The following is a 16,805-nucleotide window of genomic DNA, read 5'->3' as shown; positions in this document are numbered from 1 at the left end:
AATACTTTCTGTGAACCGCCCGGTGCGGACTCGCATGCCGGTGTGGTGTGGGGAGAGCTGGAGAAAGACCAGCTCTTACCCGATTTAACTTCCGGGTGTATGGTTTTAAGATTGCTCAGGTTTATAAATACCTTCATAAAAATGCTCTAAGATATATTTATCAAAATAATCCAAGTCTGTAGCCCTCAGGATTACTTGATCATATCCCAGCTCATTAAACGAATCTAATACATCATGAATACTGATTTCATCGTCCTCTAGATTTATTAAACCTGAATCATGGATTTTTTTAGAAATCATTCTAGGTAGTCCATACTCTTCGAGAATATATACATTCGGAGGAAGAAATGCATATGAAACCTTGGAAGCAAACGATGATATATCTATAGATCGCTCTGGATAAAGTTCGTGCTGAATTACATTTATTTCATTTAATAAAGATGCAAATTTAAAAGTAGCTTTTCTCTCAAGCTCAAAAAAATCATCTATGCCAATATTGTGCTGATCTAAACGGTTTAGTAATTGGTGAAAATTCATGCTCCAATTTTGTGAGATAACTTTTATAAATTCTACGAACTGCCTGTATGGTGCACCAATATAGCCTGGTATGACCTCAAGGACTTTAAAAAGAGAATATTCCCATTGTTCAGGGTCGCTAGAATTAAGGTAGCCAAGTCCTTTAAAATTATTTGGAGATTCATCAAGAGCTCTTGATATTCGCAATATTACAGATGTATCTGCATCATCAAATGCATGTTCTTTTTGTAAACGGTCAAAGGACTCCTCACCTAGAATCTCTGACATTTCTTCTTTATAAGCAATTATTTTTGCAATTTGTTCTTGCGTCAGTTCTTGGGAAAATTGTTTTTCATCAATACTCGCTGCCAATTCATCACTGAACTCAAGGTCTATTTGGTTTTCTTCTTTTTTCGGTGGCTCTTCTAACAAGAATATATTGCCAATAAAATGTTTGAACATGCGGCCACCACGACCAATGATATTCCTATATGTGAAGTCATTAAGATTGTATGTACCATTCTTATTCCTCCAGAGAATAACATTTTCAGCTGACGTATTGACACCTTCAATGATTGAAGATGTAGACAATAATCTATTTAAGCCATTTTGCTCTTCGAAGAGCTTGACTTGTATTTGGCTTAATGAGCGATGTAAACGCCCATTATGTACACCACAACCACGCTTAATTAGGCTTGTCAGCTGCCAATTGCGGTCATAGTTTTTAATTAGCCAGTGAGAAAAACCAATTAGCAGTTGACTTTCTGTTTGAGGGGTTTCATCAATAAGTAGATTTGAAACTTCATTGATACTTGAATATGTTCCTGCATAAATAAGTGTTTTACCTTGTTCTTTTTTCAAAATGTCGATTAGCGCATCACTTTTCGTGTAAACATCATCGCTAATCTGTTTATAAACTTCGTTTTTTTCGAGAAAAACAGTGTTGTAATTTAGACTTATGAACTCCATTCCCTCGGTAAATACGCTGCCATTAAGATGTTTTATATTTGGAGCTAAAAAGTATCTTTGCTTTGCAATTTTACTTAACTTTAAAATTGCTCTTAATAAAGATGGCGAACGCTCTTTATCATATTTTTTGCTCGCCTTATAAAATTCATCAATGATTAAAATGTCAATTTCTTCTAGAATCCCTATGTAACTTATGGCTCGCTCTTGTGGGAAAATGAAAATATTGTTGTTGCTTGGTTCTACATCAGTAGTTGTTATTATCTTGTATTTATTGGAGAACTTTCTTTGTAGTCTTCTTCTTGTCTCATCTGTTAGTGCAATTGTTGGGACAATAATAACAACGTTTTTTGGTTTGTTTATTGCTATAAATGAATCTATAACAAAGCTTTTCCCAAAGCTTGTTGGTGCACTTACTGCTATGTTTTCTCCTTTAAGCAACTTTTTTAGTAGAGATGACTGCTCTTTATGTAAAGTGACATCATTTTCTCCAGTATTTACCTTAAAGGATTCGTGTATAAACTTTTCTTGCCAGCTTGCTTTCTCCAAATCTAAATAAGGATACAGTCCGACTGATCGAATAAAGTGGTTTAGAAGTTCAGGAAATTCAAGATTTTGCTTTTCAATTTTTGCAAGCAACTTGATTACTTCATTTCTTGCGAAATCAATTTCGTTGGCATTGATGAAGTCGTTAATATTATGAAGGTCTTCAAAAATATCACTCATCTGCAGCGTCCTCTTTGAATACCTTAACTTTGTTCACAAAGCGATTAACGATTTGTTCCTTATTCGGCACAGGTAATAATATTAAGTGAAAAGTAATGCGATCATACATATCAATTTTTGACAATGACTTTATTTGTTTTTTGAAATATGCCGTTGCTCTATCTTTGTGAAGATCAATGATGTTTTGCTTGTATTCATCCGTGAATCTATTATTGTTAGCTGTGATCTCGCACTCATGAATAATAAGTATTGGTATATGAAGTTTTGGTTTAATGTTGTCTATTGATTCTCTTTGGCTTAGAGCACTTTTTATGCTTTCAAGTAGATGCTCATCAGATACTAAATAGTCAACATCACGAACGTTTGTGATTATTGAATTTTCACGCTTCAATTTGTCTGTTGCAAGCGAATTACCAACAGATTTAACAATATCGCCAAGTCTACTATCTGAGATGTCGTTGAAGAATTTCGCTTCCCCGAACCAAATTGTAAAGTCATTTTTATCATCAAGAACAAGGTGGACACTGTCAGCACCTTTTGCATTGTCTTGTGAGTTCTGTTTGTAAAATATTTTAGGTACAACAGGTAATGCATTATAGTGGTACCGCATTATTCCATAGAGTATGATTTCTGCTAACTCACTTCCTTTTCCAATATCTCTATCCGAGTCAGTTAATCGCAAGCTCTGTGCAGCGGCAACCAATTTACTATGAGACTGATCTATTAAGCTTTCCCTTTCTGAATAGGATAAAGATGTTTCTGCAATGTTATCCCATACAAAATTATGAAATTTACTATGACGCCACTTTCCCTCTTGGTAATCATTGGCTAGTGACAATATAGACTTGTTTTCTATTGGTACAAGACTTTTATCTGTGCATGTATTTAAAAAGAGATCTTCAACCAAGACTTCAAAAGTCATATTCCATCCTTGGTGTTTTCAAAAAGAGAATTTAAATTATACATACGATGTTTATTTATTACTCTGAGGGGAGTTAACGAATGAAATGGACTCCTCCCACTTTTGGTAAATAATGCCAGACTGGTATATCCAGCGATATATTCCATCAGGAGAAGCTCATGAATACATTAACCCTCGGTATCGACCTGGCCAAAAATGTGTTCAGCCTGCATGGTGTTAACCAGAAGGGCAGAACCGTCATTCGTAAAACGGTAAAACGACAGCAACTGATACCTGAAGTCGCCAAATTACCTCCAGCCCTGATCGGTATGGAGGCTTGCTCCGGTGCTCATTACTGGGCCCGTGAATTTATCAAACTGGGTCACGATGCCCGGATCATGGCTCCGAAATACGTTGCCCCGTATCGACAGGGTGAAAAAAACGACAGTAATGATGCAGAGGCCATCTGCGAAGCCTTTGGTCGCCCGAAGATGCGCTTTGTGCCGGTAAAAACCGTACACCAACAGGCATCATTAATTATCCATCGCATTCGCCAGGGCTACGTGCATATGCGAACCGGTATCATCAATCAGCTGCGTGGTTTGGTGTCAGAATTTGGCATCGTCATGTGCTTAACCGGAGTGGTAATGCGGTCTTAAGCCTTGTTGACCGCTAACTTTTTGTTCGTCCACACTACCGCCTAAGACAGAAATAATGGTCGGATATTATTCAGACATCGGTCTCACAGTGGCAGTTAAATTTTAAAACCTGACTATCCTATCATGTTTTGTTTACAGTAAGCTGAGCTATATCAAAACAAGTTCACTATACTTGCCACACTTCAGTGTTTTGTCGGGAAGAAACCAGCGAAATGGGTGCGCTGCATACGTGGCTCGACAAAACCCACCCATGATATTGCCGTGAGGCAACTGGGACTCCCTGCGAGCGACTCATTTGATACCCTGTTACCGATTGACAGGGCAAACCGTCACCGAAAGCGATCTGCTTTTGGTATTTCAACACCTGGCACTGTTCAGACATTCTTTCATTGACTGCTTTTGGCAGGTTTCCCTGATCATTTGATTTTCATTGCTCAGTGTACCGAGCCGGATGATCTGACTACTGTTGTCAGAAGCAGGCTTTTTATCCAAATGACAGAAACCGGACTCACTGTTCAATTCTATCCTTCCATTTTTACAGCGAACTATTTGTCCTGAAATCAGGTTGACCATTCGCTCAATCAAAAGCCTTTCAAGAGACAGGCTTCAGGCTTATTGGCATCCGTGCCACACAGCAAATCTATCGTCGTATATCAAGCTCAAAACCACACCGCCGCCGCAAAACAGGAGGCAACTCTGCGGTTATCAATGTCACAAACGCCATACCAAACCCGGCCTTTATACAGAAAGGCTATGAGGTGCGCGTTAGTAACAGCTGGCATCTGTCTTGTTCCACAAAGAGCATAACTGCCCGCAGCCCTTGCGTTACAAGGCTGTCCCGCCTGACCAGAGCGTGATCTGGTTCCACATTAAACAATAACAGGGTTATCAGGACGGAAGTTCCCAGTGTACCGGACAAGGGCGGACAGGAGAGAATATGTCTCGTTATCACAGTAAATCTGACCGGAATTATGGCTATGGCAAGCAACTCAGTTACGCCGGACGTAATGCTTTGAAAACCACTATGGCAGGCCAGCGCCACAGCATTGCGACTCATTCGGAACGCTGGCAGCGGTTTTGCGACTGGGCTAAGACCCAAGACATTAAAGAAGCCCATCAAATCAACAATCACACCCTGAAAGACTACGCTGGGTATTTAAAAGCCAGACTCAACGGACAAGGCAAACCCATTGTCGTATCAACAGCACAAAACCGATTATCCACCTGTAACACCGTTCTTAAAGCCCTGCGTGGCAACAACGACATTTTTATTAGTCCCGCCGAAGCCCTTGACGCCAAACGCTGCCATATCCGTACAGAAGCACCAGAACTCAGTCGTGTAAAACTCGCTGCTGCACAACAGGAACTTTATCGCCAGGGGCATGATCGCATTGCTGCTTTGTTGGGTTTATGTCGTGAACTCGGCCTGCGCTCCAGAGAAGCTGCTCTTCTGGACTGCCAGAACGCGCTGATTCAAGCCAAAGAAAACGGTGTGATCGATATAGAGCGAGGCACTAAAGGTGGCAGAGGCAAGTCTACTGTCACCAGCCCCAGCCGTGTCGAACGGTTAGTGCCAGTCAGTGATACCGCCATGAAATCTCTTGAAGCCGCAGCAGCGATTCAGAATGATCAGCAAGAAAACAAAGACAACCTGGTTCCCATAAACCAACGTCTGCCGGATTTTTTGTCAGCTGTTCGTCATTACAGCGGTGCGGTTTTGAAAAAGCACGGGTTGAAAAATCGCCATGACCTGAGAGCCGCTTACGCCTGTGAACGGTATCAGCAGATCACCAGCAATTCCCGACAAGTTGATTAATGTCAATGATATCAAGCCCTTTAGGGAAAGTCGCAGTGGTCAGAATCGCAGACTTTGAGGTAAACTGACCGACAATATACATATATCGTCGTATTTACTGTGGCACCATCAAACAAAAAAGCGCTTGCTGATAAATTAATCAATATTGTGTCAAAGGAAGCTGCGAAGATTCCAGACCATCGCCCTAATAATGGGCATAAAAAAATCCCTCTCCATGACGCCATTATGAGTGGCCTTGCTGTCATGCATTTAAAATATCCGTCACTATTGAGGTTTGATGAAGACTGCAAAGAAAAGCCGGACAAGCTCAATAACCTGAAAGCCCTTTACGGCGTTGAACAAGTACCCAGCGATTCTCACCTTCGCGACATGCTCGATCCCATTGAAACCCGGTATTTCCGGAAATTTTTTACTTCATTGTTTTCGTATGTTCAGCGTTCCGGGCGGCTGAAACAGTTTGAATATTTCGAGGAAGGATACCTTGCTCCTGTCGACGGAACAGGACATTTCGCTTCAGGAAGCATTAATTGTCAAGAATGTTGTGTAAAAAAACCAGACAGCAAGAATCCACAATATTACCATCAGCTATTGGGAATGTGCCTGGTCAGGCCTGGAAAAAAAGAAGTCCTTCCTCTGGCACCGGAACCGATCATCCAGCAAGTGGATGCTTCTAAAAACGACTGTGAAAAAACTGCGCTAAAAAGACTCCTTGAAAACACTTCCAGAGAGCATCCGCACCTTAAGCTGGTTCTGAATTTTGACGATTTATACTCCGACGGCCCCACGATAAGGCTGGTCAAGTCCTATAACTACAGCTTTATCATGGTGGCAAAGGACTCCTCGCATGTATCTTTATATGAAGCGGTTGATGAGCTGGACGCAAGGGACAAAGTTTCTCGCTACGAGTTTACAGACGAGGACGGTTTTAAACACTGGTTCAGGTTCGTGAATGGCGTTTCAATCAATAAATCGCATAAAGATGTACTGGTTAATTACCTTGAATATGTGTCGGTTAGCCCTAAGGGTAAAAAATACGTTAACACCTGGGTGACTGATATTGAACTTACCGAAGAAAGCGTGGCAAAAGTCATGCGTGGGGGACGCGCTAAGTGGAAGATTGAGAATGAAACGTTTAACACACTGAAAACACAAGGCTACAATCTCGAACATAACTACGGGCACGGAAAAGAGCATCTGGCAACCAATTTTGCCAACCTTACTTTTACCGCCTTTCTCATCGACCAGATAGAACAGCTTGCCTGCCCATTATTTCAAAAAGCCTTGGCAGCAAAAAAATCAAAAACGGCACTTTGGCATGCCATAAGAGGCTTGTTCGATTGGTTCCTTATAGGGTCATGGAGCGACCTGTTAAAGGCAATAATAGAAGAAAAAAGCATTTGCATTAAGGGCCTTATTTCAGACACATCATAAATTTTGAATAGCCTTGAGTTTTCAGTGTTTGGTGTGCGAAAAGATTATCAATAGTCTATTAACTTAGAGGGATGGGGTTCGGCCTGAGTCATTTGATTTAGAAATTAAAATATAGAATTATATTGTCGTATAGTTTTCGGGAATTGCTGGCAGATCACACACCATCTTGCGCCTGTTATTGCAGGTAAGCGGGAATGTGTGAAGTCAGTCGACAGAAAGGCGAGAGAGGCTATAGCCCTGGTGCTTGGGCACCAAAGGACGGATGTGGTGGCAAGTTATTTAGGTCCAGCTCGGTAAAAAAAGCGTGATAGAAATTGAAATGTTGAGAACAAACAAAACATTGATACATTGATGTAGATCAATATTTATGCACCGGAAAATACGTACCCTAAGGTTGTTCCAGTGAACAGTAGAAGGGCAACCTTCAGATGCCGACAAAGTATCAGGCATCACACGGAAGGTGAGTCCACGGAAGATAAGAAAACCAAGCATTGAGCACAGGAACAAAGTCACTCGGCCTCGCCATTGTTGTCAATGTTGCGGGGTGTTTTGTTATCTTGGGACTCTTCCCAATCAAATTCAGGCGAGGTGGAACACGGAGGCGTTCATTAACCCTGCTGCAAATTTCCTGCTGAATTTTTTGCCCTGTTCTATACTGATCCCAGCTCCTGAGAAGCCCGATATATTACCAGTGCTGTTCGTAACAGCACTGCCGCTTCTCACCGTGTTCCGTTCATGGCAAATAAACGGTTCTGCTCTCTACAAAGAATGCAGGTAAAAAGAATTTTTAAGCCAGTAGATCGCAGATCGAACGCTTGAGCTTCGCACAGTGGCCAGCTAAGTCAGCAAACCCGGCAGTCATGACTTGCGTAACCCTGTGGAGGCGCCTCGGGAAGAGCGAGGCGACCGGGTTGATAACTGAAAGGTAATACCTGCAATGGTGTTGCCCGACGGTGAATAGATTTCCTATCCAGCCAAGCAGCTTTTGCTGAGTGGCTATCTTCAGCCCTGTCTCTGTTCTGTAACGAACAAGGCAGCGGATTCCTACCATCAGCTACTTCGGTAGTCGTTTATCACCGTGTGTTTTTTCTACCGAGAGAACACGCCTTTCTGCATGGCAGAGCTTTTCTGTCATGTGGCAGTGAAGTTCTGCCTTTTTTGTGTCGCTCGATAAGAGCATCAAGAGAGAGAACTTCTATGACTCACCAAGACGGTGCTAACGATTTAGTGGCTCGCTTTGCTGAACGCTACGGCTTCAGAGAAGATGAATTACTGAATACACTGGCACAAACTGCTTTCCGGCAACAAAACGGCTCGCTTCCTACTCGGGAACAGATGCTTTCCTTATTGTCTGTGGCAGATCAATATCAACTTAACCCATTCATTCGTCAACTCTGGGGCTTACCCGACAGAAAAGGCGGCATTTTTCCCGTTATATCTGTTGATGGTTGGATCAAAGTGATGAATTCCTATCCGGAAAGTGATGGTATGGAGTTCATTTATTCAGACCAGATGGTGTTGATGGATGATGATGCTAAACCTTGCCACGAATGGGTTGATTGTGTGGTGTACAGAAAGGATCGTACTCATCCAGTCAAAGTGCGGGAATATCTGGACGAGTTATATCGTCCGGCTCCCATCAAGAATGGCAAGAAATTCCCCGGACCCTGGCAGACCTGTCCAAAAAGAATGTTGAGACACAAAGCTCAGGCGCAGGGAATAAGATTGGCCTACGGACTCAGCGGACTGTTTGAGCCTGATGAAGCGGAACGTATTCTGGAAACCCAGCTGGGTGAGCCAGAGCCTCCGTCTTTACAGGCTGTGGCGGATAGCCCGGTACTCGTAGAACCGGACAAAACTGCAACGACACAACCCCAAGAGAAAACAGCAATACCAATACCGGATTCTGGAGAATCCCAAACTCCCGATACCACCGAAGCCCCGCAAGCCGGAGTGATTGAAGTGGACTCTGTAGAGGTACCTGAACCTTCAGACATTGACCCACAAATTCTGTCGTTTATCGAACAGGTCGTGGGTCGTGCCAGAGAGACAGGCGCTTACACAGCAGCACAAGGATTTGCTGAGGAACGGTTTAAGGAGGATGCCAATGCCCTGAACTATTGCCTGTACAAGCTGGATCAGGCACAGGCAGCCAGCCATTCTCCCGTGTCCACTGCGGCATGACACTGTTTCAGGATTCTTCATCATGAAACAGGTCAATATTGAGCAGCGGTCACAGGCCTGGCTGGACTGGCGTCGATGCGGTGTTTCTGCCAGCGATGCAGCTGTGATCTTAGGGCTGTCGCCTTACAAGTCACGGTGGCAGCTCTGGCTTGAAAAAAGAGGGTCAGAAATATCCAGTATCTTCAAAGAACCTGACTTGTCAGCAAATCCTCATGTGCTTCGTGGTATGGAGCAAGAGGATGATGCTCGCAATCAGATGGAGCAGGCTCTGAATGATGCGCCGCTTTTACCAGTGTGTGCAGAATGGGAACAGAACCCGGTGTTACGGGCGAGCTTCGACGGGTTGACCAAAGACGGTGTGCCGGTTGAGCTGAAATGCCCAACGCAAAAAGTATACGACGAGGTAAAAACTCTGAAGGACAAGTCAGAGGGCTATCGTCGTGCTTTTTATCAGGTGCAGTTCCAGATATTAGTGGCAGACTCCCAATTGGGCTGGCTGTGCTTTTATCGGCAAGGCTTACCCCTGTTGCCCGTATGTATTCGTCGTGATGACGCTTTAATCCAGCAACTACAGCAGGAAGCGATTGATTTCTGGAATCGGGTTGAGGAAGGCGATGAGCCGGACAAAGACCCGAATCTGGATGTGTATGTACCAACGGAAAAGCAGCAGCGAAATCAGTGGCAACAACTGGCAATGGCTTACCGCCAGCGTCAGAAACGTCTGGACAAACTAAAGGGTGAACTCGACGCTGGAAAATCGCACCAGAAACAGTTGCAGCAACAGCTACAACAGTTGATGGGTGATTTTAAGGCGGGTGAGTTTGATGGCCTTAGGGTTTTCCGAAGTACGTGCAGCGGCACAGTGGATTACCAAAAGGCACTGGAATCCCTTTGCCAGAAACACAACCTTACTTTGCCCAATCCTGAGCTGTTCAGGCGCAAGAGCAGGCAGCAAGTCAAAGTCACGCTTGTCGATAAAAATCGACAGGACAGTGACTCAACCATGGAAACTATTGGTGGCGATTTATTGGTTTTGAACCAGTCGGTTAGCAACCAAAGCTTCTATTTCTGATTAACTTTTCATGAACCCGGATGGGGCAGACTGTTTCCCCGTCATGGGAATCTTCTGCCCTTTTTTTGTGTTTTCAAACCCAATTCAACGGCAGGAGACGAATATGACTCAAGACGTTCAACAGGCTCAGGCTGGATCTTGCCAGAACCCTGAAGAGGCTTTGCAGCCTGCTTTCTATGAACTCAACGAAACTTTTGAGCTGAACAGCACTCAGTTGATTTTGCTGGAAGGCTATAAGGACTGCGGACACCCGGCGGTGCCTGCACAACAACCCTATGTGTTTGACAGAGACCGGCTGCGTAAGTTGCTGGCCTTCTTTGATGACCCTATGGGGGATGGTTTGTACCTGACAGGACCGACCGGTTGCGGAAAAACCAGCCTGGTCTGTCAGGCAGCGGCAAGGCTGCACTGGCCGGTACAGATGATTCCGGTACATGGACGTTTAGAACTGGACGATATGCTGGGACAAAAAGTACTCGACAATGGCAGCACGCCTTTTTTGTACGGCGCACTGAGCATTGCAGTACGAGACGGACACATTCTTATCCTGGACGAAATGGACATTGCTGACCCCAGTGAACTCGCTGGATTATACGATCTGCTGGACGGTGCGCCTTTGGTATTGGCGCAGAACGGCGGAGAGATTATTCCGGTACATCCACGGTTTCGTTTTGTGGCTACGGGCAACAGTGCGGGATCAGGTGATGGATCAGGGCTGTATCAGGGTGTGTTAAGACAGTCGTTAGCCTGGCTGGATCGCTTCCGTTGTATCGAAGTGGATTATCCGGACAACACGACAGAATTATCCATTCTGGAACAGGTGGTGCCTGATCTGCCTTTACTGGTGCGTGAAAACATGGTGAAGCTTGCTAAAGAGATTCGTCGTCTTTTCACGGGTTCCTCTGATGGACAAGGGGAAGGCGAAGCCCAGCTCAGCTGCACTCTGTCCACTCGTGGGCTGGTGCGCTGGGCGAAGCTGTCCCTGCGGTTTAAAGGTGCGCCCAGCGTGTTTGAGTATGCGCTGGAGCAAGCCCTGACAGCGAGAGTAGAACCAGCTGAACGACAAGCGATTCATCGACTGGCAGAGGATATTTTTGGTGACTTATGGAGCAGCACCGATACCTCTTGTCCAGACGATGACTTACCTTACTGAATCGTTGAGGTGGTGAATCATGAGTGTGACAACCGTTACCCAGATATTGAATAAAATGTCTGTCATTTCAGTGGACTGTTCCGTCTGGTCTGGCTCCCGTCGTTTAAAACAGGAAGATTTGACATTAGGGCAGGGCGGTCAGTTACCACCGGATGATGTGGTGTCACTGGGTTCTAAAAAACTCTGTGATCGTGGAGTGCTCAAGCCATTTCTGCGGCTGCGTGAACAGGCCTGCCGGATCTGCTCCCGGGAAGGTGTTCGCTTTCTCGGAGGCTATGCCGTCGCGGACTCACTGGTGGACGACATCAGTAGCGAACTGGATCAGGTACAGGCTGATTTTCAGCAGCAGAAACAGGAATTTCTGGCGCAGTATGACCAGCATATCCAGGAATGGGTTTCCGCTCATCCTGATTTTGCTGATGCCATACGGCGTGCTGTTCCTGACGTGCAGAATGTCAGCCAACGATTTGGTTTTGATTATACCGTCTACAAAGTCACGGAAGCCCCCAGGCCGGATACCCTGAATCATCAGGTTAACCAGCTGGGAAATACGCTCAGGGATGAAATCAGCCGGGACGCTCAGGCTCTGTTTGACCAGACTTTTTCTGGCAAACAGAAAGTCAGTCGCAAGGCCATCAGGCCAATCCTGAAGCTGAGAGATAAGTTGCACAGCTTGTCATTTGTCGATCAGGGCATAGCCCCCGTGGTGCAACGCCTGGATGCTGGTTTAAAGCAGATTCCCAAACAAGGTTCTCTTGAGGGTGAAGCGTTAACCCAGCTGATGGAGCGAGTGCTGTTGCTCTGTTCTGCTGAACAGATGCAGCGGTGTGCTGAAGGGCTTGCCACTATAACAGAACCTGTGAAGATGCAGGATTCTGATCAGACGGTAAATTCAGGCAATACACCAGAGGCAACACAGGAAAAAACACAGGAAGTACTTGTTGAGGAGAGAGCTGAGGAGAGAGTTCAGGAGAACTCTGTACCCACTCAACCCGTTGTAAATCCGGCAGAGGAAGTGCCAGCCGCAGCAACGTTTTACTTTTAATTCGACGGACTGACTTCAGTCTATTTCCCCCAGGCGGGACACCGTTCCCGCTCTTCATAAAGAGGGAACCGTGTCCCATTTTTATTGTGTTTTAACAGGAGAAGCATGACATGGTTTCCACTTTACAACGTGCCTTACCGATCGTCGGTGCTGCACTGGGAAGGAAGCTGGGTGTTCAGGTTGAAGTGTCTGGCAGGAATGCGTTTACCGACGGTGAACGGATTGTTTTGCCAGCCTTTGACCCTGAACGCCCTGAACAGGAACTCAAAAGCTGGGGCTTTTTGTCCCACGAGGCAGCCCACATCCGCTACACGGATTTCGAGCTGGATCAAAGCGGCTCTGCGTTTCGGCGCAGGCTAACCAACCTGTTGGAAGATATCAGGATAGAGCGGGCTTTAAGCCGGGAATATCCCGGCACTGCATTCACTCTGTCCGAAGTCGTCAGGCAGTTAGTCGCTGAAGGTCGTTTATCTGCACCGGCAAAGAGTGACCCACCTGTGAAGGTGTTACATGATTCATTGCTGGCCATGCTCAGGTATGAAGTGTTGGGACAGAAAGCTCTGAAGGAAGAAGCAAGCAAGGCAAAACAGGCAATGGCAGCTTGTTTCCCAGTGAAACTGCTGAAATCTCTGGATGCTGTATTGGACGATGTGCCGCATATGGGCAACACCCGAAAAGCGCAACAGTTAGCCGATGAGATTATTAGGTTGTTTCAGAACCAACAGCAGGAGGATTCAGACAACAGCAACGACACAGGGAACGATGACAAAACAGATTCACTGTCGTCAGAAAACTCAGATAACCAAGAACCGGATTTAAAATCAGCACCTTCACAGGGCACTGATGAGAAACCGGATTCTACGTTGGCAACTGAACATGAAACAGAAAATACACAGGGGCAGGAAAAACAGGAGGAGAAAACAGATTCTACACAGAGTACTGATGCTAAATCCGCAGATACACAGGGAAAGAGAGACGCTTCAGGGGAGAACACAACGGAAGCCCCGGAAGATTTTCAGGAAGAGAGCATCAGGACTGTGCTGGAATCTGACAATAGCGACTGGCCGGAAGACCTGTTTCAGTCTCTGGCAAGTGAGATGGAAGGCTGGAGTTTAAGGCAGGAAGGCGGATTATCGGCTGTTACCACAACACCCTCGGTAGATCGTGTTGAGGTTTTAAACGCAGACAAAATAGAAGGACAGAGCTTGCTCTGGCGAACCAAAGCTGAATCCTCTCGACTGGCAGCCCAGTTAACCGGATTGGTTCAGGCGAAAACGATGAGCAGGGACAGAACCGGAAAGCGAGGGAAAAAACTGGATGGTAAACTACTGCATCGTATGGCTATTGGCGACAGTCGTTTGTTCTGCAAACGATCTGAAACCATTACGATTGATGCGACCGTTCACCTCTGTCTGGATATATCGTCGTCCATGTCTTCCAGAATGGAACTGGCAAGGGAGGCGGTACTGGCTCTGGCCTATGGCTTGAACCAGATCAATGGCGTTACTGTGTCAGTTTCTGCCTATCCCGGTAAAAACGACAGCGGCGTATTTGAGGTAATGAAACCGAATGACCAACTACAGGATATGGCTGCGGTTTTATCCGCTCTCAATGCACATGACTCGACACCAATGGCGACTGGACTCTGGCACTCTGTCCATCAGGTGCTTCAGGCTAGGGCTAAACGCCGGTTGATCATTATGATTACCGACGGTGCGCCGGACTTTGACCATCATCAGCCAGTTATGGACTTGGTGAAACGCTGTGAATCATCAGCTATAGAAGTCGTGGGGTTGGGCATTAACGTCCACTCAGTGGAGCAGTTATTTCCCCGCAGTGTGGTGATTACTGAACTTCACGAGTTAAAGTCAGCTCTGTTTGAGCAGGCAAGGCTTTTGTTAGTTGCTTGATTTTCGAAGGAATAGGGGTTGGCTACAGTCAACCCTTTTTTTAGTTTGCTTTGCAGAATGATTGAATTGTGAGGGTTCGCGTAGGTTATCGCAACTAAGATATGACAAAGTGCAATCAGGGACGGAGTGTTCAGCCGAATGAACACTCCGTCAATGTTCACCCAAATGGGTAAACCGATTTTACAACCAACCTCTGCCATTATGTCAATAACAGGTTGATCGTAAAACCGTGTTGTACTATAGAAGACTCTCAAGCAGGGGTATAAATATTTTTTTGGAATCACTGCTTACCGGGTCAATACTTATTATTCCTGTCATCATGCTGTCATAGTGAAGTGACTCGCAGAAAAATCATTGCTCTATAGTTTTGCGGTCTTATCAAGCAACTTACAATCCATCAGACCTTGCCATCTTCCATGATCCATAGGGAGATTAGTCTGATGCAGTCAATTTTGAAATGTTGTGCTGGCCTCGATGTTCACAAGATGATGGTCATGGCGACTGTTCAGACCGAAGACGAGAACGGCGAAATCAAAGAGATCACTCAATCATTCAAGACGTATCGACGTGAACGCAGGAAGCTTCGCGACTACCTGGTGAAACATCAGGTTGAGCTCGTAGTCATGGAAAGCACTGGCGTTTACTGGAAATGCGTTCACGAAACTCTGATTAAAGCAGGTCTCAAGGTCTGGGTTGTCAATGCTCGTCACAAATCAATGAGCTGACTCCCCGGAATTGGAAAGAGCGTTTTGGGAAAAATCCGTTAAAAGCGCCTCTGGACAATTAGGGAGAGTCTGTACTCTGTTTGAACGCTTTCTCTAAAGTAGTCGAAATAACAGCCTCGTTTATGTGCAAGATTGTAAGATTGGTTGTACCAATGTCAAAAATGGATAATCAAATCTTGATCCAGATTAGTAGGTACTCGGTGCAACCGGCAATTTATCAAGTTTTTTCGCACTACTCGGACTGATTATCGTAACAATTACAACAACTGCTATCAGCGCAACATCTACTAAAACTACCAAAACTACTATATGAACTACCTGAAGGCCTTTCAGTGGGAATGTTAGGGTAAGGGTCGTGTTGATAAGTGGATTCGTAATAACCCGGAGGGATGGGAAGCGGGGTTCTGTGGTCTGGAATTGATGGCTCCTGTCCATTGTTGTTTTGCCCGAACCCAAAGTGCCCGGCGAGAAAACTCCACAGCCTGTCAGATAGACTTGTGGTAGTCTGCTGCTCTCTCTGCTGCCGCCATTGCGCCATTAGCGCAGGGTCTACCGGAGTAATCCTGATCGTTACCAAACCAGAGAGGGGGAGTATATTCAGATGGTGAGGGTCGGGGTACTGCGTATTATAGTGCGAGTAATGCAGGTTGCCCTGATAAGGTCTGGCATTGAAGAAATCATGCTGACCGAGAGGTGAATGATAAATATCTAAGTAGGTACTTGTGTGGCTGGTTACAGGAATCATGTCCAAAACATTACTAACATAGCCAACGGTGCCTTCCGTTGATGCCAAATAGATTTGTTGAATAACCTCCTCGTTGCACAAGGCATTAAATGGATTGAAGGTTGGAAGACCATAGTTTCGACGGTATGACCTTGTTATATCATCCCCGGATATCATGGCTCTGTGCAGGGCACCAAAATTAAAGCTGGTTTCATTGTGGCGAATTTCAAGCAGGACGCCTCTCAGGTTGCCCGATCGAAAGTCTATGGCAAAAGTATGTGTGCGATCCACCGGACTAAACAGTGTCGCAAACACATCACTTGGGGACGGTTCCTCGCTGAACCAGTCCCTATACAGGTCTCGAAAACGGTTATTTGCCAAAAAATGGTTTGCTATATTTTGCCACGCACTACGCTGGGCATAGGGGGTTGTTGATTGCCAGGTGTCCATGGAATGTTCTCTGGGCTGCAGGTACATTTGAATAAGCTCTCTATCCGGATGGGCACTGAAGGCCAGCGGGGGGCCGATATAAACCCAGTACGCTGAGGCTGGCAAAGGTAGCAAGAGAAAGTAGGTAACTATAGTCGTGTACAGTAAGAAGTAGATTCTCTGAAAATAGCTTTCTGGCAATATAGTTTGTCTCACTGGGCTGACCTCGATACCAATAGTGATTTTGATGCGCAATTCATGGGAGAGGTCTTGAAGATAGGTGTTCGAAAAAATATCGGCAAACCTTTTTAGGAGGCGCTACAGTAGCCACCATCTAGCAATAGTTCTTCTAGCCCGAAAATTTCATAAAAATGTAGCAGACACCCAAAAGTCTCGGTTTTTTATGATTCTGATTGTGGCTATCACCGTGGATCGCCTTGAAAGCTCATTTTAAACGCACAGCATCACTCCAGCAGTTCATGCGGGTTCTATTTTTAACCAATTTGCTGTTGGCAGGACAAAGAAAACCCCTCACTCTCTGCCAATGG

Annotated in this window: 11 protein-coding genes and 1 pseudogene; 9 read left to right on the top strand and 3 right to left on the bottom strand. The window is 45.3% G+C overall.

The genetic code is table 11. The features are described 5' to 3' along the window. Window positions 1-105 precede the first annotated feature (105 nt). Together NX722_RS08740 and NX722_RS08735 are read right to left on the bottom strand one after the other, a co-directional pair. The gene (locus tag NX722_RS08740; protein WP_262567654.1) at window positions 106-2,208 is read right to left on the bottom strand and encodes a DEAD/DEAH box helicase; all 2,103 of its coding nucleotides are present in this window, start codon (window positions 2,206-2,208) and stop codon (window positions 106-108) included. Continuing rightward, window positions 2,201-3,130 carry a HamA C-terminal domain-containing protein gene (locus NX722_RS08735; RefSeq protein WP_262567653.1) on the bottom strand — a complete coding sequence of 310 codons (930 nt, stop codon included), beginning with the start codon at window positions 3,128-3,130 and terminating at the stop codon, window positions 2,201-2,203. The genes NX722_RS08740 and NX722_RS08735 overlap by 8 nt, the downstream gene beginning before the upstream one ends. Window positions 3,131-3,288: 158 nt before the next feature. Here NX722_RS08735 and NX722_RS08730 point away from each other — a divergent pair. From NX722_RS08730 to NX722_RS08690, 9 genes and pseudogenes are all read left to right on the top strand, one after another. Then, a pseudogene (locus NX722_RS08730) lies at window positions 3,289-3,738 on the top strand (IS110 family RNA-guided transposase); the annotation flags it as partial. Window positions 3,739-4,705: 967 nt separating this feature from the next. Then, window positions 4,706-5,584, top strand: coding sequence for an integrase domain-containing protein (locus NX722_RS08725; RefSeq protein ID WP_262567652.1), 879 nt, complete (start codon window positions 4,706-4,708; stop codon window positions 5,582-5,584). Between the two features lie 147 nt (window positions 5,585-5,731). Then, window positions 5,732-7,015 (top strand): hypothetical protein, encoded by a 1,284-nt coding sequence (locus NX722_RS08720; RefSeq protein WP_262567651.1) that lies wholly within the window; start codon window positions 5,732-5,734, stop codon window positions 7,013-7,015. 1,197 nt (window positions 7,016-8,212) lie between these two features. Next, complete coding sequence (locus NX722_RS08715) at window positions 8,213-9,199, top strand: recombinase RecT (RefSeq protein ID WP_262567650.1); 987 nt, start codon at window positions 8,213-8,215, stop codon at window positions 9,197-9,199. 22 nt (window positions 9,200-9,221) lie between these two features. After that, a complete protein-coding gene (locus tag NX722_RS08710) occupies window positions 9,222-10,271 on the top strand; it encodes a lambda-exonuclease family protein (protein WP_262567649.1) in 1,050 nt (349 codons plus the stop codon). Window positions 10,272-10,374: 103 nt separating this feature from the next. After that, window positions 10,375-11,424: a CbbQ/NirQ/NorQ/GpvN family protein gene (locus NX722_RS08705; RefSeq protein ID WP_262567648.1), complete on the top strand. Its 1,050-nt coding sequence runs from the start codon at window positions 10,375-10,377 to the stop codon at window positions 11,422-11,424. A 19-nt stretch (window positions 11,425-11,443) separates the two neighbouring features. Continuing rightward, window positions 11,444-12,469, top strand: coding sequence for a DUF3150 domain-containing protein (locus tag NX722_RS08700; protein WP_262567647.1), 1,026 nt, complete (start codon window positions 11,444-11,446; stop codon window positions 12,467-12,469). 110 nt (window positions 12,470-12,579) lie between these two features. Beyond that, entirely contained in the window at window positions 12,580-14,379 is a 1,800-nt protein-coding gene (locus NX722_RS08695; protein ID WP_262567646.1) for a VWA domain-containing protein, read from the top strand. 440 nt (window positions 14,380-14,819) lie between these two features. Then, window positions 14,820-15,104 carry an IS110 family transposase gene (locus NX722_RS08690; protein ID WP_262567645.1) on the top strand — a complete coding sequence of 95 codons (285 nt, stop codon included), beginning with the start codon at window positions 14,820-14,822 and terminating at the stop codon, window positions 15,102-15,104. A 232-nt stretch (window positions 15,105-15,336) separates the two neighbouring features. On the opposite strand, the gene NX722_RS08685 is transcribed toward NX722_RS08690, so the two are convergent. Then, window positions 15,337-16,305 carry a hypothetical protein gene (locus NX722_RS08685; protein ID WP_262567644.1) on the bottom strand — a complete coding sequence of 323 codons (969 nt, stop codon included), beginning with the start codon at window positions 16,303-16,305 and terminating at the stop codon, window positions 15,337-15,339. Window positions 16,306-16,805: the final 500 nt, after the last annotated feature.

The organism is Endozoicomonas gorgoniicola, assembly GCF_025562715.2.
In the GTDB taxonomy this organism is placed as follows: domain Bacteria; phylum Pseudomonadota; class Gammaproteobacteria; order Pseudomonadales; family Endozoicomonadaceae; genus Endozoicomonas_A; species Endozoicomonas_A gorgoniicola.
The sequence above is the reverse complement of the archived record's forward strand: the minus strand, read 5'-3'. Positions and strand labels throughout refer to the sequence as shown.